Raw genomic sequence first — 21617 nt, 5'->3', positions numbered from 1 at the left:
CCGGCGGATCATGGCTTCCGCCCGGGGCGGAGCGGTTTCGCCGTTCCGGGCGAGGCGATGGGCGGTGAGCCAGGACAGGGTCCGTTCCACCACCCACCGTCTGGAGTGCGGGCCACAGCCTTCTGCGCGGTCTGATCAATACTGTGATGCCCACGTTGCCGGGTGGGGCAGCGCGACTGCCAGTGCTCGCTGCGGAAGCCGCAGCCCGGGTCAGAACGGCTGGGTGCCGCCGCTGGCGCGAAGTTCACCCTCGCTCTTCACATCGAAGATGTAGGCCATACCGTCCGAACCCTTGCAGCGGATCGACGAACCCTGCCGGTTGGTGAGGCCACCCTCGCATTGAAGGGTCACATCCTTACCGAGGTCGCGCTTGACCGCGGCGGCCCCATCCTTCTGTAGCTGCTCGTTGGACCAGTTGCCTTCATGTCCGCCACCACAGCCGGCAAGAACGAGGGCCATGCTGACGGCAAGGATCACGCGGGATGTTCTCAGAGGCCGGTTCGTTAGGTTAGGTCCGTTTCGGGGTGAGGGTGAACACTCCGGGTTGGTTCTCGGTCAGGACGTGATGCTTGACCATGCGTTTGAGCTTCGCGCGGGCGCTCTCGACGTGTTTCGGGATGGGGTCGACGCCGAGGGCGAGGCAGATGTCCTTGGCCCGCATGCCGGTGGTCGTGGTGTCGAGGACCGTCAGGATCTGCTGGTAGGGGGCGCTGGCTATCGTCGGGTCATCGGCGGTGAACTCGGCGGCGGTGAGGATGCGCAGCGTGGTGCGGGTGACCTTCAGGTCAGCCAGCTCGCCCTCGATGCGGGCGAGGTCGGCGGTGAGGGCGGTGATCTGCTCGCGTAGCCGGTCGGCGGCCTGATCGGCGGTGGCTTCGCGTGCGGTGATCAGGTCGAGGATTACGGCGAGGTTCACCGGTGTCGCCAGGACGGTGTGCTGGTGCCGGTCAGCCGGCGCACGATGGTGACCATCGACGCCCACAACGTTCGTGACACGGCCGATTCCGGGCGGCTCTCGTACTCGCGCACGAGCCGGCGGTGCAGCATCAACGTGCCGTAGGTCTGCTCGACGATCCACCGCTTGCGTACTGGCACGAACCCGGGTCGGGTGTCGGATCGTTTGACGACCTCGACGTCGACCCCGAGGACGGCGCCGTGCAGCGCGAGGTCCTGCTTGAACCCGGCGTCGACCCACGCCCGGGTGACCGTCGGGGCGCGCTCGACGACTGTGTCGAGCAGTCGGATGCCGATGGCGTTGTCGGTGACCGAGGCGGCGGTCACCACGACCGCGATGACCAGACCGAGGGTGTCCACGGCCAGGGCGCGCTTGCGGCCGGACACCTTCTTGCCGGCGTCCTTGCCGGTCGTGGCGGCCGGGACATGGTTCGCCGCCCGGACCGACTGGCTGTCCAACACGACCGCGGTCGGATCCTCGGTCCGGCCGGCCTTCTCCCTGGCCTGGCAGCGCAGCAGATCATGGATCGCCTGGTCGGTGCCGTCGTCCCGCCACAGGGCGAAGTAGTAGTAGGTCGCGGACTTCGGCGGCAGGTCGTGCGGCAGGTACGCCCACTGACAGCCGGTCCGGTTCTGGTAGAGGATCGCGTTCACGATCTCCCGCAGGTCGTAGTCACCCTGATGCCCCGACACCGAGACCCGCTTGGCCTTCCACGCCCGCAGGAACGGCCCGATCAACGCCCACTGCGCGTCGGTGACATCGCTGGGGTACGGCTTCCGATCACCCATGAACGGCCTAACGCCACTACCGCCCGACGGTCACGACCAGGATTCACATTCCCCGACATCGAGAGACCGCTATCCGTGGCGAACCCGCTGAAGGACCCTCAACCGGACGCAAAGCATAGATCAAATCAAAAGCCCTCGAACCGGCCTCTAAGGGCTCCTACCTCGGGAAAGGTGTGGTGTCCTCAGCTGTGCTGGACCGGCTGGTTTCCGGCGATGCCTCAATCCGCCACCGTTCAAATGTGTCCAGCTCACCGGCTGTGATGGAGTCTGAGGTTCCCCCGCGCCGGCGTGCGGGCCAGCAGCTCGCCGAGCTGTCCGGCGTGTGCGGCGACCCACTCGGCGGCGGCCTCGACAGGTGCCGCAAGCCGGGACTCCAGCGCGGTCAGCGGCGGGATGGTCGCCTCAGCACCCAGTTCGGACAGCAGGTCACGCAGTGATGTCGCCGTACGGTCGGCATGGGCCGGAGCGCCGGCGACCGCAACCGGCAACGCGATCACGCCGGCCAGGTCGCCCGGCCCGAGCTGATCCAGGAAGATCTTCAACAGGCCGGTGTAGGTGCCCTTGTACGCCGGGGTGGCCACGACCAGCAGCCGGGCGGCCCGTACCGGCGCGAAGGGGTCGTCCACCGGGGCGTCCGGCCGGGCGGCCGCGGGTCCGAAGGACACGCCGACGAGTTCAGCCAGGTCCAGCACGGTGGGTCGGCTCAGTGGGTTGCCAGCGCGCTCGAGATGGCTGGCCAGTTCGGTGACGACGGCGTCGGCGAGGGTGCGGGTACGTGAGCCGGCGCGGGGGTTGCCGATCAGCTCGACGGTGGTGACGGTCATGACTCTCCTGTCGGTCGGCTTGGGGTCATCGGTGTCGTTCCCTGCCGAGCGGTTCGAACGATGCGACCCGGGCGGCGTGGTCACGGGTGATGGTGGTGACCAGATGTTCGTCGGCGTAGGCCGCGTCGAGCCGGACGGACAGCTCTCCTCCTACGTTCGGCCGGTGACGTCGGACGGTCGCGGAGCCAGGGCATGACCGACACCCCACGCGACGGGGGTGCCGGTAGGGACGGCGCGGACGGTCGTCCGGTGGGTGTGCTGGCCGGGTGGTTGTCATCGGCTGGGTTTGCCGGCAGGCGACCGCTCGGGTGGGATCTTCTCGCCGGCCTCGACGGCGATCGGTAGCCGGTTCCCGGCCGGGGGCAGCGGGCAGGTGGCGAAGTCGGTGTAGGCGCAGGGCAGGTTGGTGGCCCGGTTGAAGTCGAGCGTCACCCGACCTTGTTCGTCGGGTGCCTCGATGGCGAGCGACCGGTTGGCGGGGTAGGTGCTGATGCCGGAGGTGACGTCGGTGAACAGCACCGACAGGCTGCCCGGCCTGGTGCCGGGGAAGGCGGTCAGGCTCAGCGGCAGCCCTCCGACCTCGAACTCGATCCGCCCGGGTGTCGGATAGACGTGCGAGAGTCCGTCGACCACCGCACCCACCGTGGTCGGGCGTGGCTCGTCGAAGGGCACGAATCGTCCGGGCACCACCCAGTCCAGCGTTGGTGGGTAGGTCGGTGTGCCCCGGTACGCGGCGCGGAGGGGGTGGTCGGGGTGCCGGGGACGGACGATGTCGTGCCCGCCCCGCCTGGCGATCTCCACCACCGCCGCGCCGGCGGCGACCTGGACGCTGTCCCGCTCGGCGATTCGTTCGAACGCGTGCCGGCCAATCACCTGCCGGCCGTCGACGACGAGGTATTCGTTGTCGGCGAGGTCGACCACGACGCCGTCAGGGGTGGTGTGCCACTCTCCGGGAGCGTCGGGGAACCGCTGTGGCTGTGCGGTGAGCCAGTGCAGTCCGGTGATGGCGAGGAAGCCGTGCGGGTCGGCGCGGATCTCCTCGTGCCGCCGGTGCCAGTCCTGCCACTCCTGGAGGAACGACTCGGTGAGGTGCGATGTGGGGATGTTCATGGAGATCTCCCGTCCGGACGGTGGCGAGGTCACGATGGGTGTCGACCTTGCGGTCTGGTTGCCGGCGCCAGTCGTCCACACAGGAGCGGGAGGAGCTGGTCGCCCTGGCGTTTGAGTTCCGGCAGGTAGGGGGTGTCGGAGAGGATGAAGTGGGTGATGCCCAGGTCCTGATAGTTGCGCAGCGACTTCGCGACGTCCTCCGTCGAGCCGACCAGCCAGGTGGCACCGGCCCCGATGGCGCCGAACCTGCCCGGTGCGGTGTAGAGGTTGTCGTCGAGCACGTCGGCCCGGGCGGCCAGGTCGAGCAGCCGCCGCTGACCCGCCGCGGTCTGCCAGCCCGGGCCCCCGGCTCCGCTATGGCCGGCCGCGGCCAGCCGCGCGACCTTGGCCTCCGCGTCGGCCCAGGCCTGTTCGCGGGTGTCCCGGACCAGCGTGGTGATCCGTAGCCCGAACTCGAGTGGTGGATGCTCCCGTCCCAGCTCGGCGGCGAGGCGGTTGAGCCGATCGATCCGCTCGCGGATGTCGTCGAGCGGCTCACCCCAGAAGAGCTGTACGTCGGCCTCGGTGGCCGCTACCCGCTCGGCGGCCGGGGAGGCACCGCCGAAGTAGAGCGGGGCGTGGCGGCGTCCGGCTCGGCCGGTCATCCTCGGCATCACGGTGGAGTTGGTGACGTGGAAGTGGTCGCCGTGGTGGGTGACGTCCTCCGCTGTCCACAGCCTGCGGACCAGCCGGAGGAACTCTCCGGTGCGGGCGTACCGCCGAGCCTGGTTCCCTTCCCGGTCTCCGTAGGCGGACGGGTTGTCGGAACCCGACACGATGTTGACCAGCAGCCGGCCGCCGGTGAGGTGGTCCAACGTGGCCGCTGCGGCGGCGAAGTTGGCCGGATGCCAGTAGCCGGGTCGGATCGCGACCAGCGGCTGAAAGGTGGTCGTCCGAGCCGCGAGCGCGGTGGCGACCGTGAAGGTGTCGGGTCGTCCCCAGCCGGTGCCGATGAGCGCACCGTCCCAGCCGTGGGCCTCGAGAGTCTTCGCGTGGCGGGTGAGTGTCTCCAGGCTGTTGTGATCGTCCACGAGGTCGTCGCCCCGGTGGCCCGGATCGATCTCGTTGGGGATGTACCAGAGGAACCGGGGGCTCATGGGCAGGGCACCTCCTCCTTCGTTCGCCGGGCGGCACTCACGCCTGCGTCGGGTTCGGGGGTACGGCGTCGCGGTGCAGCCCCGCGTAGCGCCCCCGGTGGTAGATCAGCGGTTCACCGTCGTTGTGCTCGCCGGCCACCGGTTCGGCGAGCACGATGGCGTGGTCACCGGCGGTGATCCGATCGGTGACCCGGCAGACCAGCCACGCCAGTGCGTCAGGCAGGACGGGTACGCCGTGCGGCCCGGTGCTCCAGCGGGCGTGGCCGGCGAACCGGTCGATGCCGCTCGTGGCGAAGGTCCGGGCGATGTCGTCCTGGTTGCGGGTGAGCAGGTGGACAGCGATGTGATCGGCCCGGGCGATGACAGGCCAACTGGAGGTGTTGTGGGCGATGCAGAACGACACCAGAGGGGGATGCAGCGAGACCGAGGTGAACGACGTCGCGGTGAATCCGACGGGCGGTTGCCCGGCGGCGGTGATCACGGTGACGGCGGCGGCCTGGTGGCGTAGCAGGCCGCGGAACCTGTCTGGGTCCACGGTGGTTGTCGGCTCGGTGGTGACGGACATGGCGTGCCTCCTCCTGGATGGCGGATGCGCGGGCACCGGTGTCGGGTTGAGCAGCGGTCAGGCGGCGGGAGATTCGCGATCCGGCGTGCCCCGGATGTCACGAGTGCGCCGGTTCGCCGCAGCAGGGAACGGGGTCGCGTCGGAGGTCGGCGGGGCACGTCGCTCCAGCGGACCGCCCGCGCGCTGCGCCCACCGTCTCTTCGCCTCAGCCATGCCATTCCTTGGCGAGCAGCTCGTAGGAGCTGACCCGGTCGGCGTGCGCGTGAGTGATGGTGGTGACGAGCAGTTCGTCGGCGGAGGTGACGTCTCGGAGGGTGCGCAGCTTACCGGCGACAGTGTCCGGTGAGCCGACGAACTGGGTGTCGACCCGGTCTGCCACCAGGTCCCGGTCCTCCGGCGTCCACGTGTGTCCGGTGGCCTGCTCGGGGCTCGGGAACGGGATCGCGCCGAGTCCGCTGCGGATGCTGCGCACCCATAGGCCGTAGGGGGCGGCGAGGCGGCGGGCGGCGGCGTCGTCGGGTGCGACGACGACGTCGGCGGAGACGATGACGTACGGTTCGGCCAGCGTCGCCGAGGGCCGGAACGCCGCCCGGTACGCCGCGACGGCGTCGAGCACGGTTGCCGGGCTGACGTGGTAGTTGGCGGCGAACGGCAGGCCGAGCGCGCCGGCGAGCTGGGCGCTCTCGCCTCCGCTGCTGCCCAGCAGCCAGATCTGCAGGTCGGCGCCCTCGCCCGGTGTCACGTGTGCGTCGAGGCCGTCGGGGTCGCGGTAGTCGCCGCGCAGCAGGGCGAGCAGGTCCCCGACCTGCTCGTCGAAGGCCGGTGACCGGGCACCGGGTTGTTGCAGGAGCGCGGAGTGCAGCGCGGCGCGAGGGGAGGTGAGGATCTTCGCGAACGAGAACGGGGGCGGGATGAGCAGCCCGCCGACCACCCGTGCCTCGGTCGGGGGCGGGGCGTCACCGGCGAGTTCCCGGGTCGCCTCGGCGCGGCGTTGACCGGAGCGGCCGAGGCCGAGGTCGATCCGGCCCGGGTAGAGGGCGTCCAGGGTGCCGAACTGCTCCAGTACGGCCAGTGGGGTCTGGTGGCCGAGTTGCACGGCGCCGGAACCGACCCGGATGTGGCTGGTGGCGGCGGCGACCTGTCCGATCAGCACTGCCGGGGCGGCGCTGGCGACTCCGGGCGCGAAGTGGTGTTCGGCGAGCCAGTACCGCTGGTAGCCGAACTGCTCGACGCGGCGGGCAAGGTCGATGGTGTTGCGCAGGGCGTCGCCCACGGTGCCGCCCGCGGGCACCGGGGACAGGTCGAGCACGGACAGTGGAGTCGATGGCATGGTGGTCCCGATTCGGCTCAGGCGGTGACGGCGGACGACGGTCGGTGCAGGGGACGGCTGGGGATGGCCCGGCGTAGCACGGGGGCGATCTCGGCCTGGAAGAGCTCCAGCGTCTGCCGGTGCTGCTTGTCGGTCAGGCCACCGGCGTCGGCCGGTAGATGGATCACTTCGTGGCCGAACCGGTCGTGGTAGCGCAGCACCTTGTCGATGATCTGCTGCGGGCTGCCGACCAGGATCGAGCTGCGTTCGATGGCGTCCTCGAGGGTGTCGAAGACCGGTTGCACGCCGAGTTCCCGCAGCGCCGCGACCCGCGCGTCGAAGATGGGTCGATAGGTCGTGACCGCCTCCTGGGAGGTCCGCGCCGCGTAGAAGCCGGCGGTGCCGGCGCCTACCAGGGCGTCGGCCGGGTCGTGGCCATAGTGCAGCCACCGCTCGCGGTAGTAGCGGATCAGCTCGGCGTACGGCTCGATGGGGTTGGTGACGTTGGCGGAGAAGAGCGGGTCTCCGTAGCGGGCGGCCAGGTCCACGGACTCGCGGCTGGTGGCGCTGCCGTGCCAGACCCGGATGGGCTGTTGCAGTGGTCGGGGCCAGGTCTCGGCATCGGTGAGCGGCGGGCGGAACCGGCCGGACCAGGTGACCTTCTCCTCCCGCCACAGCCGCCGGAACAGCTCGTAGCCTTCCCGGTTGCGTTCCCACTGGTCGTCGGCGGTGACGTGGAACAGTTGCGCCTGGGCGGCGCCGTTGCCCTTGCCGATGATCAGCTCCAGTCGGCCGCCGGAGAGGTGGTCCAGGGTGGCGTAGTCCTCGTAGGCCCGGACCGGGTCCAGCAGGCTGAGGGTGGTGACGGCGGTGAACAGCCGGATGGTGGACGTGCGGGCGGCGATGTGGCTGAGTACCACCGGTGGTGAGGAGGAGATGAAGGGCCGCTCGTGGCGCTCGCCGACGCCGTACCCGTCGAAGCCCAGTTGCTCGGCGAGCACCGCGTTGTCGACGACCTCGCGGAACCGTTCGGTGGTGCTCTTGCGCTGCCCGGTCACCGGGTCGGGCAGGTGGGTGATGAGGGTGATGAGCAGGAACTTCATGCCGGTGCCGTCCTTCCGGGCTGGTGCGGGTCCACAGGCGGCGGGGCGAGCGTCCTGGCGAGGCAGAGCGACCAGGGCAGCACGTCGTAGGGCGGGAAGACCGGGATCCGGGCCGTGGCGACGCCGGTCCAGGCGACGGGGGCCGCGTCGACCGCCTCCGCTGGCGGGAGATGGACGGGGTCGGTGGGCCGGTCGGCGTAGCGGTCGCGAAGTTCGCTCGTCATGGCCGCGCGCAGCCGTGCGGCGTCGCTATCCTGCCAGCGCCGCCGGCAGATGGTCACCGCCGTGACGGTCGGCGGGGTGGGCGTGCTCATCGCAGAGCCGCCACGGGCGCGACCGGTCGGGCAGCACCGAGGCCGAGGTGCTCGCGCAAGGTGGTGCCGGTGTACTCGGTACGGAACACACCACGTTCCTGCAACAGCGGGACGACCTCGTCCACGAATTCGTCGAGGCCGCCGGGGGTCAGGTGCGGCACCAGGATGAACCCGTCGGCGGCGTCGGACTGCACGAAGTGGTTCATCTGCTCGGCGACCTGCTGCGGGGTGCCGATGAAGGACTGCCGGCCGGTGACCTCGATGATCAGGTCGCGGATGCCGAGACCCTTCTCCTCGGCGAGGGTGCGCCACTGGCGGGCGGTGGCGACCGGGTCGGGGTACATGCCGGCCCGGCCACGGCTGATCGCCTCAGCGGAGATGTCCGGGTCGGTGGCGGGTAGCGGCCCTTCGGGGTCGTAGCCGGACAGGTCGCGGTTCCACAGTTGTTCCAGCAGCAGGAGGGCGGTCTGTGGGCTGACCTGTTGGCGGCGGATGTGGTGGGCCTTCTCGTGGGCTTCGGCGTCCGTATCGCCGAGCACGACGGTGACCCCGGGAATGATCTTCAAATCGTCCGGGTCGCGGCCGTGGCGAGCCAGCCGGGACTTCACGTCCCGGTAGAACTCCTGTCCGGCGTCGAGGGTGCCGTGGCGGGAGAAGATCGCGTCGGCGCTGGCGGCGGCGAACTCCCGTCCGTCGGGTGAGTCACCGGCCTGCAGGATCACCGGGTGCAGTTGCGGGCTGCGCGGCACGGTGAAGTGGCCGGTGATGTCGAACTGGTCGCCGTGGTAGGTGAAGGCACCCGGTTCGGCGGTGGCGAGGTACCGGCCGGTGTCGCGGTCACCGGCCACGGCATCGACTGCCCAGGACTCCCACAACTCGCGCGCGGTGCGGACGAACTCGGCGGCCCGCTCGTACCGCAGCGACCGGTCGAGGAAGCCGCCACGGCGGAAGTTCTCCCCGGTGAACGCGTCGGAGGTGGTGACCACGTTCCAGGCGGCTCGCCCGCCGGAGAGGTGGTCCAGGGTGGCGAGCTGCCGGGCCAACTCGTACGGCTCGCGGAAGGTCGCGTTGAGGGTGCCGGCGAGGCCGAGATGGGTGGTGACGGCGGCGAGGGCTGCCAGCACGGTGAGGGTGTCGGGCCGGCCCACCACGTCCAGGTCGTGGATACGTCCGCGTTGCTCACGCAGACGCAGCCCTTCGGCGAGGAAGAAGAAGTCGAACAGGCCCCGCTCGGCGGTGCGGGCCAGGTGAACGAAGGACGCGAAGTCGATCTGGCTGCCGGAGGCGGGGTCGCTCCAGACGGTGGTGTTGTTCACGCCGGGGAAGTGCGCGGCGAGGATGATCTGCTTGGGCACGGCGTTCTCCAGGATCAGGCGGTCGCGGTGGCGTACCGGTTGGCCGGGCGGGGCAGTCCGAGCAGGTCGCGCAGCGTCCCGTCGGGGTAGCCGGCACGGAACAGGCCCCGGTCGCGCAGGCCCGGGACCAACGCCCGGGTGACGGCGGTGAGGTCGTCGGGGAGGACGGCGGGACGCAGTCGGAACCCGTCCACGCCGGCTCGGTGCCACTCCTCGACCAGATCGGCGAGTTGACCGGGGGTGCCGGTGAACGCGGCGGCGTCGGTAGTGACGTCGGTGGCGGCCAGATCGTCGAGGCGGGCCCGGCGCCGGCGAGCCAGGGCCGGTGTCTCGTCGAGCAGGACGAGGAGGTCGGCGAGGATACGCAGCGGCGGCCCGGTGCGGCCGACGGTCTGCTCGGCGGCGCGGATCTCGGTGACGATGGCCGCGGCGTGGCCGGCGTCGGTAGGGGTGACGAAGACGACGTCGGCATGCCGGGCGGCGAAGGCGTACGGCACCGAGGAGTGGGCGAGGGCGGCGACGATCGGCTGACCCTGTGGCGGACGTGGCACGATGGACGGTCCCTTGACCGAGAACCACCGGCCGGTGAAGTCGATGTAGTGCAGCCGGTCCCGGTCGATGAACCGGCCGGTGGTGACATCCCGGATCTCGGCGTCGTCCTGCCAGCTGTCCCAGAGTCTCCGGACGACCTCCACCGCGTCGCTCGCCTCGGCGAACAGGTCGCCGACGAGGCGTACCGTCTCCGGATCGTCGAGGTGGGCCGGGTCCAGGGCTGGCAGGTCACGACGACCGACGTGCCGCGCCTCGGACGGCCGGGCGGAGACCCGGGGTCGCCAGCCTGCCCTCCCGCCGCTGACATGGTCGAGGGTGGCCACGGCGGTGGAGACGTGGAATGGTTCGGTGTGCGTGACGCTGGTGGTGGGCACCAGTCCGATGTGCCGGGTCAGTGGGGCGATCCGGGCGGCGACGAGCAGCGCGTCCAGCCGTCCACGGACCTGGTCGGTGCGCCCGTCCGGCCCGTCGGGCGCGGAGGATTGCAGGTCGAGGCTGTCCTCCAGGGTGACAATGTCCAGTGCGGCGCTCTCGGCCTCGCCGGCCAGGGCGGCCCACCACCGGGGCGACAGCGGTGCGGTGGGGTCCGCGTGGGAGAGTCGCCAGGCGGCCGGGTGCCAGCCCAGGCCGTCGAGGGCCGCGGCCAGATGCAGAGTGGTGTCGGGCATCGGTGTCTTCTCCTACGGTCGGCCGGCGGTGACGAGGGTGGGCAGGGCGTCGAGCAGCTACCGGGTGTAGTCGTGGCGTGGGAAGCAGAAGACGTCGCCGACCGGTCCCTGCTCGACGACCGCCCCGTCCTGCATGACCAGCACCCGGTCGGCGAGGTGGTGCACGACGCCCAGGTCGTGGGAGATGAACAAGAGCGCGGTGCCGTCGGCGGCGCGCAGTTCGGCCAGCAGGTCGAGGACCTGGGCCTGGACGGAGACGTCGAGGGCGGAGACCGGTTCGTCGCAGACGATCAGGCTGGGCCGGGGGGCGACGGCGCGGGCGATGGCGACGCGTTGGCGCTGGCCGCCGGAGAGCGCGCGGGGATGGCGGTCCCGTTGCTGCGGGCCGAGGCCGACGCGGCGCAGCAGGTCCACGACGTGGTCGGCGCGCTCGCTGCGGGACAGACCGGAATCCAGGTTCTCGGCGATCACCTCGCCGACGGTGTAGCGGGGATCGAACGAGCTCAACGGATCCTGGGAGATCACCTGGAGCCGGCGGCGCAGCGGTCGGCGGTGCCGCTCCGCCACCCCGGACCAGCCGGCCTGTGCGAAGGTGACGTCGCCGGTGTCGGGTTCGAGCAGGCCGGCGATGATCCGGGCGACGGTGCTCTTGCCGGAGCCTGACTCCCCCACCAGCCCGAGCGTCTCGCCACGGGCGATGGTGAACGAGACGTCCCGCACGACGGTGTGTTCGCCGTACCGTTTGGTGAGGCCGGCCGCGGTGAGCACGGTGTCGTCGGCGCGGACCGGCGGGCGGGCCGGCAGCGCGACGCGGACCGACGTCGCGCCGGGGCTGCGTCGTGCGGGTGCGCTGAGCCGGCGTCCGCGTGAGGAGGCTGACGGTACCGCGTCGAGCAATTGCCGGGTGTACGGGTGGTTCGGGGCGCGCAGGAGCCGGTCGGTGGGTCCCTGTTCGACGATCTCGCCGTCGCGCATGACCAGGATCCGGTCGGCGATCTGGCCGACGACGGCGAGGTCGTGGCTGATCAGCAGCAGGCTCAGTCCGGCGGCCCGGCGCTCGGCGAGCAGCGCCAGAATCTGCGCCTGCACGGTGACGTCGAGCGCGGTGGTGGGTTCGTCGGCGATCAGCAGCGGGGGTTCCCCGGCGAGCGCCGAGGCGATCAGGGCCCGTTGACGCAGCCCGCCGGAGAGCTGGTGGGGGTACTGGCGGGCGCGGCGTTCTGGTTCCGGCACCTGGACCTGGTCGAGCAGGTGGGTGGCGCGGCCGGCGCGTTCCCGGCGGGCGACGATGCCATGGGTGGCGAGGACCTCGGCGATCTCCGCGCCCACCGGGCGCAGCGGGTCCAGGGAGACCAGCGCGTCCTGCAGCACGAGGCCGGCGAGCCGGCCGCGGATGCGCCGCCAGTCGCGGGTCCGGTAGCCGCGCACGTCCTGGCCGGCGAGGTCGAGGCGGTCGGCACGGACGCGGGCACCAGGGCCGGGGAAACCGACGAGGGTACGGGCGGTGACGCTCTTGCCCGAGCCGGACTCACCGACGAGGGCGACGCACTCGCCGCGTTCGACGGTGAGGTCGATACCCCGTACCGCCCGTACCTCGCCGGTCGGGGTGGTGAAGGTGACGTGCAGGTCCTCGACGGCGACCAGCGGACTCATCGGGGCTGCCGCCCGTCGAGGCGGGCCTGCCAGTGCCGGCCCAGTACGGTCAGCGCCACCACGGTGAGGGTGATCGCGGCACCCGGCAGGATGCTGATCCACCAGCCCACCCGCAGGTAGTTGCGGCCCTCGGAGAGCATCGCGCCCCATTCCGGTGAGGGTGGTTGTGGTCCCATGCCGAGGAAGCTGAGGCCGGAGGCGGCGAGAACGGCCTCGCCGAGCCCGATCACGGCGAGCACCGGGATGGGGCCGAGGACGTTCGGGAGCACGTGGCGTGCCACCAGCCGGGTCCGGGACAGGCCGAAGGTCACGGCCTGCTCGACGTATCCGGTGCGACCGACGAGCAGCGTCTGTGCGCGGACCACCCGAGCATGGTGGGGCAGGGTGGCGACGCCGATGGCGATGATGAGGCTGGTGGTGCCGGGCCCGACGACGGCGATGAGCAGCAACGCCAGCAGCAGCATGGGGAACGCCGACAGTGCGTCGAAGGAACGGCTGAGCGCCTCGTCGGCGATCCGGTGGGCGAGACCGGCGAGCAGGCCGAGCAGCACGCCGGCGGTGACTGCGATGGCGGTGGCGGCGACGCCGATGGTGAGCGAGTGCCCGGCGCCGTGCACCACCCGGGTCCACACGTCGCGGCCGAGGTGATCGGTGCCGAACCAGTGCGCCGCGTCGGGTGAGGCGAGAACGGTGAGCGGGTCGGCGGCGAGCGGGTCGCCGGGGGCGAGCAGTCCGGGCCGGACCACGGCCACGAGCAGCACGAGCAGGTACGCACCGGCGGCCAGCGGACCCGGCCGAAGCCGTCGTCGTGGGCGGACGACCGGGTGGACGGCCTCGCCGTCCACGTGGGTGGTGGTGCCGGCCAGAGTCACGGTCATCGTCAGCTCCTCCGCAGGCGCGGGTCGATGAGCAGGTACGCGAGGTCGGCGGCGGTGTTGACCACTACGTAGACGGCAGCGGAGAGGGTCACCACGGCCAACACGACCGGCATGTCCTTGCCGCTCACCGCGGACAGGGTCACCTGGCCGAGGCCGGGCCGACCGAAGACCTGCTCGACGATGACGGCCCCGCCGAGCAGGATCCCGAAGAGCCAACCGGCGAGCGTGACCGCCGGCAGCAGAGCGTGACGCAGGGCGTGACGTAGCAGCACCGCCCGCTCCCCCAGCCCACGTGATCGGGCGGTGAGCACGAACGGTTCGTCCAGTGCCCGGTCGAGCGCGTCCCGCAGGACCTGGGCGAGCAGCCCGGCGATGGGCAGGGCGAGGGTGACCGCAGGGAGCACCAGTGCCGCGAGGCCCTGATCGCCGGCGACCGGGAAGAGGCCCAGTCGGAACGAGAAGACGGTGAGCAGCACGATGCCGATGAGGAACGTCGGGGTGGACACCACCAGCAGCTCGGCGCCGGAGCTGACCCGGCGCAACCAGGACCGTCGATCACCGGCGGTCGCCGCGGCGAGCGCGAGGGCCAGCAACGCGCCGAGCCCGGCGGCCGCCACGGCGAGGGTGAGGGTGGGGGCGAGCTGCTCGCCGATCACCTCCGCGACGGGACGGTGCAGCAGGTAGGAGCGGCCCAGATCGCCTTCGGCGAGGCGACGCAGGTAGTCGAGGTACTGCACGATCGGGGGCCGGTCCAGGCCCCACTCAGCGGTGATCTCGGCCCGGATCTGCGGGGTGTCGACACCGTCGCCGACGATGGCGTCGACGGTGTCCCCGGGCGCGGCCAGCAACGCGAGATAGGCGGCGGTGGCCGCGGCCCAGAGGACGACGAGTCCGGTGCCGAGCCGGCGGGTCACGGCGCGTAGGCGGGTCCGGCGCATGTCAGTTGCCGATCCACAAGTCGTAGGCGCTGGCGGGGACGCCGGCGGTGGGTTCGAACCGGACCCCGCCGACGGTGGTGCTGGCGGCAATCTGGTCGGCTGGTGCGTAGAGGGGCAGCAGGAGGGCCTGGTCGGCGACGACGCGCTGTTGCAGGTCGGCGTAGATCGAGGTGCGCCCGGCGGGGTCGGCGGTGGCCTGGCCGGTGTCGAGGAGCTGGTCGATGAGCGGGTCGTTGACCTTCGTGCGGTTGATGCCGCCCTTGCTGTGCAGCAGCAGGTTCAGTGCGGCACCCGCGTCGGTGTCCGCGCGGGAGTTGTCGAAGATCTCGTACTGGTTGGTGTCGAATGCCTGCTGGGCGGTGCCCTGGTCGACCAGGGAGATCTTGAGGTCGATGCCGGCGCTCTGCTTGACGGCGGCCTGCACCGCTTGGGCGAGGACGTCGCGGCGGTCGCGGACGAACGGGGCAGCCTGTACCAGCCGGACGGTGAGCCGTCTGCCGTCCTTGACTCGATAGCCGTCCGCGTCGCGTCGGCTCCAGCCGGCCTGGTCCAGCAGGGCGTTGGCCTTGGCGGCGTCGCCGCCGTAGCTGCCCTCGAGGCGCTTGTCGTACAGCGGGCTCGACGGGCTGATGACGCTCCACGCTCGGGTGGTGGTGTCCCGGTAGATGGACATGAGCACCGTGTCGACGTCGACGGCTTCCCGGAAGGCCTGGCGTACCCGCAGGTCGTCGAAGGGGGCGTGGGAGGTGTTGAAGTAGTACGAGTAGGCCGATCCGGAGTTGAGCTCCCGGCTCAGGCGCAGCGTCGCGTTGCCGGTGATCAGGGGCTGGTCGGTGGCCGGCACGCCTTCCACGAGCTGGACCTGGCCGGAGGCGAGGGCACCGACGCGGACGGCGGACTCCTTGAGGAACCGGTAGGTGATGCTGTCCAGATAGGCGGGGCCGGTGTGGGTGGCGGTGGGCGGCGCCCAGTCGTAGGCGGGGTTGCGCCGGTAGTGCAGTTCCTGGCCGGGCACGTAGCGGTCCAGGATGAACGGGCCGGTGCCGGCGAGATCGAGGCCGCCGGCCTTGAGGTTCTTCGCCTCGCGCAGCGACTTCGGGGAGACCTGCGCGCCCTGCGGAGAGGCGAGGAAGTCGAGGATGAGCACGTCCGGGTGGGTGAGGGTGACCCGTACCGCGCGCGGGTCGACGACCTCGACGGTGTCGAGGTTGCGGAGCTGCACGGCGGCGACGGTCGGGGCGTACCCGGGCTCACGAAGCTTGTCGATGTTGGCCTTGACGGCGGTCGCGTCGAACGGGGTGCCGTCGGAGAAGGCGACCTTGTCCCGGAGGGTGAGGGTGTAGGAGCGGCCGTCTGGCGCGGCCTGCCAGCCGGTGGCCAGCCAGGGCACCAGCTTGCCCTGCTGGTCGTAGGTGAGCAGCGACTCGAATGTGTTCCAGACCAGCAGGCGGGCCTTCGCCTGGGCGTACTGGTGCGGGTTGAGGGTGACCGGTTCGGTCTCGATGGCCCAGGTGAGGGTGCCTCCGGAGCGGGGTCGACCGGCGGCTTCGGCAGCGGGTGCGCTACCCGTGGAGCAGCCGGCGGTGACCGTGAGGAGGGCGGTGAGGACGACGGCGGTCAGAGTGCGCAGGCGGTGCGCGGGCATGACGGGGTCTCCTGTCCAGGCAGGCGGAAACGGGTACGGCGAGACCCCGCCCGGGCCGGTGGCACGGGTCGGTGAGGGATGTCTCGGCGCGGGGATGGCGGTCGGCTCGACGGTGAGCCCACCTCGGTGGGCCTGTGCGGCGCAGCGGGTGTGGGTGCCGGTCAGCGCAGACAGGAGCTGGACCACACCCGACCGAGGTCGATGTGGCCGCGGGTCGTCAACCGCAGCTCGCTGGACATGAGCCGAGTCCACCTGCCGACCGCGGCGATGTCAACGAATGCGCCGATGGATGTCACCTTTCGCACGCGGGGCCGCCAACCCGTTGACCGATTACCTACTAAACCTATAGGCTTTCTGTGGCTTGTGTTCGACGGACGGCTCGTGGGCCCTGCGATCGAGCCGCCCTGTATCCGCCGTCTGGTGGTGACGGCGCGGGAACCAGTCCGGGCACTGGCACCCGTACTCAGCGGAAGCAACCGCATTCCGGGACGACCGGCACCCCACACACGAGGAATCTCCGCTCCCCGTACCCGCATGCCGACGACTCCGTGCGGCCTCCCTGCCCCAGCACCGCACACCCGCTGCGGCCCCAGGGCGCGGTGCGCGCCCTGGGGCATCTGGCCTCAACGCCGGGCAGCCAAGGGGCCGATGATCCGCGCGACCAACTCCGGCACCCACTCAACGTACTCGGCCTCTGCCCCACCAGCATGCCGGGCGTACAGGTAGCGGCCGGTCGGGCCAGTCGCCTCCGGCGTGGTGATCTCGCCGCCCGCAGCGGTGAGCCCGGCGACGACGGCGTCCAGATCGTCGACGATCACGGTAGCGGAGCCGTGCCCGTAACGGGCCCGTTCCTCCGGTGGGCCAGCGATCACCAGGAAGTCGCCGATCGCGGCCAACTCGATCGCGTCGAATGCGAACCGCAGATCCGGCTCCGCGCCGACCAGGGTCCGCAGCGACGGCAGCGAGACGTCGAGGTCATCCACCCAGAGCCGGGCGTACGTCTTCAGGACGGTCATATCCACTCCTGTACGTTGAGATTGCCGACCAGACCGTACGGCGATGGCCACGGATGGGATAAGTACGCACTTTTTGGTAAGAGGCGCATGCGAAGGAGGAACGGCGAGTGGACGAGCCGTTTCCCGGCACGCCGACGGCGGCACAGGTGGCGCAGGTGCACCAGGTGGCTCGCGAGGTGTTCGACGCGGTCGGCACCAAGTGGGCGGTACCGGTCATCGAAGCCATCGGCACCGACACACGCCGCTTCGGCGAACTGCACCGGCAGGTCGCCGGCATCAGCCACCGGTTGCTCACCGCGACCCTGCGACAGTTGGAGCGAAACGGAGTAGTCGATCGAACCCTTCATCCCACCGTGCCACCACGCACCGAATACCGGCTTACACCTGCTGGCCGGGAGCTGCACAACACGATCAATGGCTTCTGCCGGTGGAGCCGCCGACACCTGGATGAGATCCTGGCATCACGCCGCCGGTTCGAGCAGGAATGACTCCCGGGTGTGCTGCACCGGTAGGTGACAGGACCCCGACCACTCCCCCGCCATCGGCTCACCGAGATGAATCGGCACGGCACCGCGCGGTCGGTGACGACGGTGCCGTCGGCCACCCATCGACCGAATCGTCCGTGAGCGGTTCTCCATGATCCGTGCCATCGGGCAGGTTCACACTGGCGCTTGGGAGGGGAGCGTGCCTGCCAACGAACCGTGGCTGGGACAAGCGTCCGCACCGACAGCGCGTGTGGGCGTCTCCCGGCAGTTCCGCTCCCCTGCCTGGTTCTACGGACGAACGGCGCGCAGGTACTTCTCGCCGGCACCGCCGTCACCAAGCCTGCGGCTCTCTTTCCTCGCCTGGATCCGAAATAGCAGGACGAGTGGCGCAGTGCCGCAAGGCTGGTGACAGCAGACGTCACAGGTGGACCCCGCTGAGGTAATGCACGCCAGTCGCCGCCTCGGCGATCGCCCACTGCCGAGCGGCCCGTTCCGAGTCGTTACACGGCGCCACGACCGGTGCGAAGTGGACGCGCTTGTCCCACTTGCGCTGGGACGGTCCGTGGAAGGCATCGGCCCGCGCCCGGGGGTCGGTGGCGGCGAAGAGGATCGGCAGTGCGCCCGCCTCGGCGCTGCGCGCAACCAGGGCGCCCAGCGCCGCCACGAGGACCCGCTCGGCGATGCTGCCCGGGTTGTCCTGCATCCCGGTCCAGGCCATCCCCGGGTGGGCGGCGAAGCTGCGGACCGGCGAGCCCGCGGCACGCAGCCGGCGGTCCAACTCCTGGGCGAAGAGCAGGTTGGACACCTTCGACCGGACGTACTGGCGAAGCGGATGGAACGATCCCGTGGCGGCCAGGTTCTCGTCGTCGGTGCCGGAGCGCACCTGCCGGTAGAAGTTGGAGCCGACCGTCACCACCCGGGGCAGCCGGTCCGGGCGAAACCGGTTCAGCAGCAACCCGGTCAGCGCAAACGGCCCCAGGTGGTTGGTGGCGATCACCCGCTCGTGCCCCTCGGGGGTGAGCTCGCGCTCCCGGGCGGAAAGCCCGGCGTTGTTGATCAGCGCGTCGATCCGACGGTGGCCAAGCGACTCCGCGAACATGCGGATCGAGCCCGGGTCGGCAAGGTCGATCCGGTGCACCTCGACGTTCCCGCGCATCTCCGCGCGGACCCGCTCACCCTTCGCGGTGTCGCGCACGGCCATCAGCACTGTCGCGCCCGCCTCGGCCAGCCGCGCCGCGGTGACCCGGCCGAGGCCGCTGGTGGCTCCGGTGACCACGACGGTCCGTCCGGTCTGGTTCGGCATGTGGTCCACGGTCCAGTTCAGCGCCATCGCCATCTCCTTAGCGGATTAGTTATCCGTTTCTGCGGCAGAAGCTAGCACGAGAACGGATAAGTTATCCTCCAGGTGTGTCCCCCACCACGAACGCGGAGAGCCTGCGCGCCGACTCGGCCCGGGTCCGTGCCCGCATGCTCGCCGCCGCCCGGGACCGCATGGCCGCAGGCGGCCTTGACCTGTCGATGAACGCGGTGGCCAAGGCGGCCGGCGTCGGCGTGGGGACGGTCTACCGCCACTTCCCCACCCGGCAGGCCCTGCTCGAGTCGCTCGCCGCCCAGAGCCTGGAAACCCTGGTCGCCACCGCGGTCGCGGCGGCCCGCGAGCCGGACGTGGGCACCGGCCTGGCCGCGCTGCTGCGAGCGGGCCTGCGGATCCAGCTCTCCGACCCGGCACTGGCCGAGGTGCTGGCCGCCGTCGACGCGGTCTGCGCAGAGACACTGGACCTGAGCCGCGACCTGGCGGCGGCCATCGCCACCCTGCTCGACCGAGCCCGCACCGAAGGCGCGATCCGCCCCGACCTGACCGCCGACGACCTGCGGCGCCTACTGTGCGGCCTGCAGCACGCGGTTCGGATCGGCGCCACCGACGACGACGCGGACCGCTACCTGGACATCCTGCTGGCCGGGCTACGCCCCTGAGGCACCCGCCGGACATTCAAGATCACAGTCGCCGTGACCGCCGAGGTTAGGATCGGGAGATGCCCTTGACCGCGGAGGACGTCGACCGGTTCGAGGCCTTCAGGGCGCGCCTGGAAACCATCGCCTACCGTCTCCTCGGCTCCGCCGGGGAGGCCGAGGACGCCGTGCAGGAGACGTTCCTGCGCTGGCAGGCCGCCGACGTCGACCGCATCGAGGTCCCCGAGGCATGGCTGACGAAGGTCCTCACCAACCTGTGCCTCAACCAACTGACCTCCGCGCGGGCGCGCCGCGAGACCTACGTGGGCCAGTGGCTTCCCGAGCCCCTGCTCGCCGGGGATCCGATGCTCGGCCCGGCCGAGACCGTCGAGCAGCGCGAATCGGTGTCGTACGCGGTCCTCACCCTTCTGGAGCGCCTCTCCCCGAGCGAACGGGCGGTGTACGTGCTGCGGGAGGCCTTCGACTACCCGCACCGCGAGATCGCGGAGATCCTCGACATCACCGAGGCCGCCAGCCAGCAGATCCTCCACCGCGCCAAGAAGCACGTCGCGGACGGCAAGACCCGCACCGAGATCGACAAGGCCGCCGCCCGGCGGATCGTCGAGGAGTTCCTGGCGGCCGCAGCCAGCGGCCAGACCGAGCCGCTCGTGCGCCTGCTCACCGCGGACGCCATCGCGATCGGCGACGGCGGCGGGAAGGTTCCGGCCCGCGCCAGGGCGTTCGAGGGCGCCGTCGCTGTCGCGAAGTTCCTGCGGGGCCTGTTCAAACCCAGCGAAACCAAGCGCGCCATCGTCGGCGGCGCACCCGAGGTCTACGCCTGGACCGCCAACGGCGAACCGGCCGTCGTGGCCGTCGTGGACGGCCGGGTCGTCGGCGTCATGTGCCTGGAGGTCACCGCCGAGGGCATCGCCGCGTTCCGCAACCAGGTCAACCCCGACAAGCTCGAACGCGCGACCGCACGCTGGGCGACCTCCGACCACGGAGAGCCCCTGTTCAACGCCTTCTGACCGCTCTGTGAGGTGCTTCACGTCGTTCCCTGTCAGGAAACGGCGGGCCGCCCGGTTCAAGTGGCAGACCCGCACAAGACAGGAGCAGGGAAGATGCCGCACCGCACCATCGTTCTCGGAGCCGGATACACCGGAGCCATCGCCGCCGGCCGCCTCGCCAGGCGGCTCCGCCGCGAGGACATTGCCATCACCCTCGTCAATTCCGAGCCCGACTTCGTCGAACGCGTCCGCATGCACCAGCTGGCCGCCGGCCAGGACCTCAAGCTCCGGCCGCTCAGCGAGATGTTCGCTGGCACCGGCGTCGAGCTGAAGCTTGCGAAGGTCACCGGTGTCGACGTCGACCGCAAGACGGTCACCGTCGTCGACGCGAACGGCGCCGAAGAACTCGCCTACGACACCCTCGTCTACGCCCTCGGCAGCGGCTGGAACACCCAGGGCATCCCCGGCGTCGCCGAGCACGCTCACGAGATCGCCAGCCGCCCCGGAGCGCTCCGGCTGCGCGAGCGCCTGGCCCACCTCGACGCCGGGCTGGCCGTGGTCGTCGTCGGTGGCGGCCTCACCGGCCTGGAGGCCGCCACCGAGATCGCCGAGGCACGCCCGGACCTCGACGTCGCCCTCGCCGCCTCCGGCGGCCTCGGCGACTGGCTCTCACCCAAGGGCCGCGGACACCTACGGAACGTCTTCGACAAGCTCGACATCACCGTGTACGAGCACTCCGCCGTCACCGCCGTTGAAGCCGACCACGTCGCCACCGCCGACGGCAACACCATCCCGGCCGCAGTCACCGTGTGGACCGCCGGCTTCGCAGTCCACCCGATCACGAAGGCGACCGCCCTGGAGGTCACCGGCACCGGGCAGATCGTGGTCGACCGGACCATGCGCTCAGTCTCGCACCCCGATGTGTACGCCGTGGGCGACGCCGCCTACGCGATGGGACCGGCCGACAAACCGCTAAGGATGTCGTGTGCCTCGGGCGGCCCGGGCGCGTGGCAGGCCGCCGACGCGATCGCGGCGCGCCTGACCGGCGGAAAGCTGCCGAACGTGCCGATCCGCTACTTCAACCAGTGCGTCTCCCTTGGCCGCAGGGAAGGCTTGATCCAGTACGTCACCGCCGACGACCGCACCAAGCAGGCGGTCCTGACCGGACGCCTCGCCGCCGTCTACAAGGAGCTGGTCTGCAAGGGCGCCGCCTGGGCCGTCGCCAACCCCACGCTCGCGCTGCCGACCCGGCGCCGCCGCGTCGCGCGGGAGAAGGCCGCAACGACCTCGGCCGTCGAAAGGCTGGCGTAGAGCCCAAAGCGAAGCGGGCACCCTTCGATACGAGGGCGGGTCCGCTTCGCTGCCG

At 71.0% G+C, this 21617-nt stretch carries 22 protein-coding genes and 1 pseudogene; 4 read left to right on the top strand and 19 right to left on the bottom strand.

The genetic code is table 11. The annotated features are described in order from the left end of the window. Positions 1 to 3: 3 nt before the first annotated feature. The 18 genes and pseudogenes from GA0070618_RS34810 to GA0070618_RS21785 all read right to left on the bottom strand — a co-directional run. Positions 4 to 102, bottom strand: a pseudogene (locus tag GA0070618_RS34810) (IS5 family transposase); the annotation flags it as partial. Positions 103 to 210: 108 nt separating this feature from the next. Next, entirely contained in the window at positions 211 to 477 is a 267-nt protein-coding gene (locus GA0070618_RS21870; RefSeq protein WP_088983300.1) for a hypothetical protein, read from the bottom strand. A gap of 31 nt (positions 478 to 508) precedes the next feature. Further along, positions 509 to 916 (bottom strand): hypothetical protein, encoded by a 408-nt coding sequence (locus tag GA0070618_RS21865; protein ID WP_088980870.1) that lies wholly within the window; start codon positions 914 to 916, stop codon positions 509 to 511. Beyond that, the gene (locus GA0070618_RS21860; RefSeq protein WP_088980871.1) at positions 913 to 1743 is read right to left on the bottom strand and encodes an IS5 family transposase; all 831 of its coding nucleotides are present in this window, start codon (positions 1741 to 1743) and stop codon (positions 913 to 915) included. Before GA0070618_RS21860 ends, GA0070618_RS21865 begins: the two co-directional genes overlap by 4 nt. 248 nt (positions 1744 to 1991) lie before the next feature. Continuing rightward, the gene (locus GA0070618_RS21855) at positions 1992 to 2567 is read right to left on the bottom strand and encodes an NADPH-dependent FMN reductase (RefSeq protein WP_088983299.1); all 576 of its coding nucleotides are present in this window, start codon (positions 2565 to 2567) and stop codon (positions 1992 to 1994) included. Positions 2568 to 2840: 273 nt separating this feature from the next. Further along, complete coding sequence (locus GA0070618_RS21845; protein WP_088985722.1) at positions 2841 to 3677, bottom strand: DUF1684 domain-containing protein; 837 nt, start codon at positions 3675 to 3677, stop codon at positions 2841 to 2843. 29 nt (positions 3678 to 3706) lie between these two features. Next, on the bottom strand, positions 3707 to 4813 hold the full coding sequence (locus GA0070618_RS21840) for an LLM class flavin-dependent oxidoreductase (RefSeq protein ID WP_088983297.1): 1107 nt from the start codon (positions 4811 to 4813) through the stop codon (positions 3707 to 3709). A gap of 37 nt (positions 4814 to 4850) precedes the next feature. Continuing rightward, a complete protein-coding gene (locus tag GA0070618_RS21835; protein ID WP_088983296.1) occupies positions 4851 to 5378 on the bottom strand; it encodes a flavin reductase family protein in 528 nt (175 codons plus the stop codon). Between the two features lie 205 nt (positions 5379 to 5583). After that, positions 5584 to 6708 carry an LLM class flavin-dependent oxidoreductase gene (locus GA0070618_RS21830; protein WP_088983295.1) on the bottom strand — a complete coding sequence of 375 codons (1125 nt, stop codon included), beginning with the start codon at positions 6706 to 6708 and terminating at the stop codon, positions 5584 to 5586. Positions 6709 to 6725: 17 nt separating this feature from the next. Then, positions 6726 to 7790: an LLM class flavin-dependent oxidoreductase gene (locus GA0070618_RS21825; protein ID WP_088983294.1), complete on the bottom strand. Its 1065-nt coding sequence runs from the start codon at positions 7788 to 7790 to the stop codon at positions 6726 to 6728. Further along, the gene (locus GA0070618_RS21820; RefSeq protein ID WP_088983293.1) at positions 7787 to 8104 is read right to left on the bottom strand and encodes a hypothetical protein; all 318 of its coding nucleotides are present in this window, start codon (positions 8102 to 8104) and stop codon (positions 7787 to 7789) included. The genes GA0070618_RS21825 and GA0070618_RS21820 overlap by 4 nt, the downstream gene beginning before the upstream one ends. Continuing rightward, entirely contained in the window at positions 8101 to 9459 is a 1359-nt protein-coding gene (locus tag GA0070618_RS21815) for an NtaA/DmoA family FMN-dependent monooxygenase (RefSeq protein ID WP_088983292.1), read from the bottom strand. The genes GA0070618_RS21820 and GA0070618_RS21815 overlap by 4 nt, the downstream gene beginning before the upstream one ends. A 14-nt stretch (positions 9460 to 9473) precedes the next feature. Next, the gene (locus GA0070618_RS21810) at positions 9474 to 10679 is read right to left on the bottom strand and encodes an LLM class flavin-dependent oxidoreductase (protein WP_088983291.1); all 1206 of its coding nucleotides are present in this window, start codon (positions 10677 to 10679) and stop codon (positions 9474 to 9476) included. A gap of 57 nt (positions 10680 to 10736) precedes the next feature. Beyond that, entirely contained in the window at positions 10737 to 12332 is a 1596-nt protein-coding gene (locus GA0070618_RS21805; protein ID WP_088983290.1) for a dipeptide ABC transporter ATP-binding protein, read from the bottom strand. Next, a complete protein-coding gene (locus GA0070618_RS21800; RefSeq protein ID WP_088983289.1) occupies positions 12329 to 13210 on the bottom strand; it encodes an ABC transporter permease in 882 nt (293 codons plus the stop codon). Before GA0070618_RS21800 ends, GA0070618_RS21805 begins: the two co-directional genes overlap by 4 nt. 2 nt (positions 13211 to 13212) lie before the next feature. After that, positions 13213 to 14148 (bottom strand): ABC transporter permease, encoded by a 936-nt coding sequence (locus GA0070618_RS21795; RefSeq protein ID WP_088983288.1) that lies wholly within the window; start codon positions 14146 to 14148, stop codon positions 13213 to 13215. 1 nt (position 14149) lies between these two features. Beyond that, positions 14150 to 15793 carry an ABC transporter substrate-binding protein gene (locus GA0070618_RS21790; RefSeq protein ID WP_088983287.1) on the bottom strand — a complete coding sequence of 548 codons (1644 nt, stop codon included), beginning with the start codon at positions 15791 to 15793 and terminating at the stop codon, positions 14150 to 14152. 623 nt (positions 15794 to 16416) lie between these two features. Then, on the bottom strand, positions 16417 to 16809 hold the full coding sequence (locus GA0070618_RS21785; RefSeq protein WP_088983286.1) for a VOC family protein: 393 nt from the start codon (positions 16807 to 16809) through the stop codon (positions 16417 to 16419). A 176-nt stretch (positions 16810 to 16985) separates the two neighbouring features. Between GA0070618_RS21785 and GA0070618_RS21780 the strand changes: the two genes are divergently transcribed. Further along, complete coding sequence (locus GA0070618_RS21780) at positions 16986 to 17297, top strand: winged helix-turn-helix transcriptional regulator (RefSeq protein WP_331253084.1); 312 nt, start codon at positions 16986 to 16988, stop codon at positions 17295 to 17297. Positions 17298 to 17712: 415 nt separating this feature from the next. On the opposite strand, the gene GA0070618_RS21775 is transcribed toward GA0070618_RS21780, so the two are convergent. Beyond that, on the bottom strand, positions 17713 to 18624 hold the full coding sequence (locus GA0070618_RS21775; protein WP_157748974.1) for an SDR family NAD(P)-dependent oxidoreductase: 912 nt from the start codon (positions 18622 to 18624) through the stop codon (positions 17713 to 17715). A 77-nt stretch (positions 18625 to 18701) separates the two neighbouring features. Here GA0070618_RS21775 and GA0070618_RS21770 point away from each other — a divergent pair, with 77 nt between their 5' ends. From GA0070618_RS21770 to GA0070618_RS21760, 3 genes are all read left to right on the top strand, one after another. After that, on the top strand, positions 18702 to 19268 hold the full coding sequence (locus tag GA0070618_RS21770) for a TetR/AcrR family transcriptional regulator (protein ID WP_197701581.1): 567 nt from the start codon (positions 18702 to 18704) through the stop codon (positions 19266 to 19268). A 59-nt stretch (positions 19269 to 19327) separates the two neighbouring features. Beyond that, positions 19328 to 20272 (top strand): RNA polymerase sigma-70 factor, encoded by a 945-nt coding sequence (locus tag GA0070618_RS21765; protein WP_088983283.1) that lies wholly within the window; start codon positions 19328 to 19330, stop codon positions 20270 to 20272. A gap of 93 nt (positions 20273 to 20365) precedes the next feature. Continuing rightward, positions 20366 to 21562, top strand: a complete 1197-nt coding sequence (locus GA0070618_RS21760) for an NAD(P)/FAD-dependent oxidoreductase (RefSeq protein WP_088983282.1) — start codon at positions 20366 to 20368, stop codon at positions 21560 to 21562. Positions 21563 to 21617: the final 55 nt, after the last annotated feature.

This window comes from Micromonospora echinospora (assembly GCF_900091495.1).
In the GTDB taxonomy this organism is placed as follows: domain Bacteria; phylum Actinomycetota; class Actinomycetes; order Mycobacteriales; family Micromonosporaceae; genus Micromonospora; species Micromonospora echinospora.
This window is presented reverse-complemented; position numbering and strand designations above follow the sequence as displayed.

Bases quoted from the DNA above. Each gene is read 5' to 3' on its own strand.
- GA0070618_RS21860 (WP_088980871.1), bottom strand. From the start codon at position 1,743: ATGGGTGATCGGAAGCCGTACCCCAGCGATGTCACCGACGCGCAGTGG.
- GA0070618_RS21855 (WP_088983299.1), bottom strand. From the start codon at position 2,567: ATGACCGTCACCACCGTCGAGCTGATCGGCAACCCCCGCGCCGGCTCA.
- GA0070618_RS21845 (WP_088985722.1), bottom strand. From the start codon at position 3,677: ATGAACATCCCCACATCGCACCTCACCGAGTCGTTCCTCCAGGAGTGG.
- GA0070618_RS21840 (WP_088983297.1), bottom strand. From the start codon at position 4,813: ATGAGCCCCCGGTTCCTCTGGTACATCCCCAACGAGATCGATCCGGGC.
- GA0070618_RS21835 (WP_088983296.1), bottom strand. From the start codon at position 5,378: ATGTCCGTCACCACCGAGCCGACAACCACCGTGGACCCAGACAGGTTC.
- GA0070618_RS21830 (WP_088983295.1), bottom strand. From the start codon at position 6,708: ATGCCATCGACTCCACTGTCCGTGCTCGACCTGTCCCCGGTGCCCGCG.
- GA0070618_RS21825 (WP_088983294.1), bottom strand. From the start codon at position 7,790: ATGAAGTTCCTGCTCATCACCCTCATCACCCACCTGCCCGACCCGGTG.
- GA0070618_RS21820 (WP_088983293.1), bottom strand. From the start codon at position 8,104: ATGAGCACGCCCACCCCGCCGACCGTCACGGCGGTGACCATCTGCCGG.
- GA0070618_RS21810 (WP_088983291.1), bottom strand. From the start codon at position 10,679: ATGCCCGACACCACTCTGCATCTGGCCGCGGCCCTCGACGGCCTGGGC.
- GA0070618_RS21805 (WP_088983290.1), bottom strand. From the start codon at position 12,332: ATGAGTCCGCTGGTCGCCGTCGAGGACCTGCACGTCACCTTCACCACC.
- GA0070618_RS21800 (WP_088983289.1), bottom strand. From the start codon at position 13,210: ATGACCGTGACTCTGGCCGGCACCACCACCCACGTGGACGGCGAGGCC.
- GA0070618_RS21795 (WP_088983288.1), bottom strand. From the start codon at position 14,148: ATGCGCCGGACCCGCCTACGCGCCGTGACCCGCCGGCTCGGCACCGGA.
- GA0070618_RS21790 (WP_088983287.1), bottom strand. From the start codon at position 15,793: ATGCCCGCGCACCGCCTGCGCACTCTGACCGCCGTCGTCCTCACCGCC.
- GA0070618_RS21785 (WP_088983286.1), bottom strand. From the start codon at position 16,809: ATGACCGTCCTGAAGACGTACGCCCGGCTCTGGGTGGATGACCTCGAC.
- GA0070618_RS21775 (WP_157748974.1), bottom strand. From the start codon at position 18,624: ATGGCGCTGAACTGGACCGTGGACCACATGCCGAACCAGACCGGACGG.
- GA0070618_RS21765 (WP_088983283.1), top strand. From the start codon at position 19,328: ATGCCCTTGACCGCGGAGGACGTCGACCGGTTCGAGGCCTTCAGGGCG.
- GA0070618_RS21760 (WP_088983282.1), top strand. From the start codon at position 20,366: ATGCCGCACCGCACCATCGTTCTCGGAGCCGGATACACCGGAGCCATC.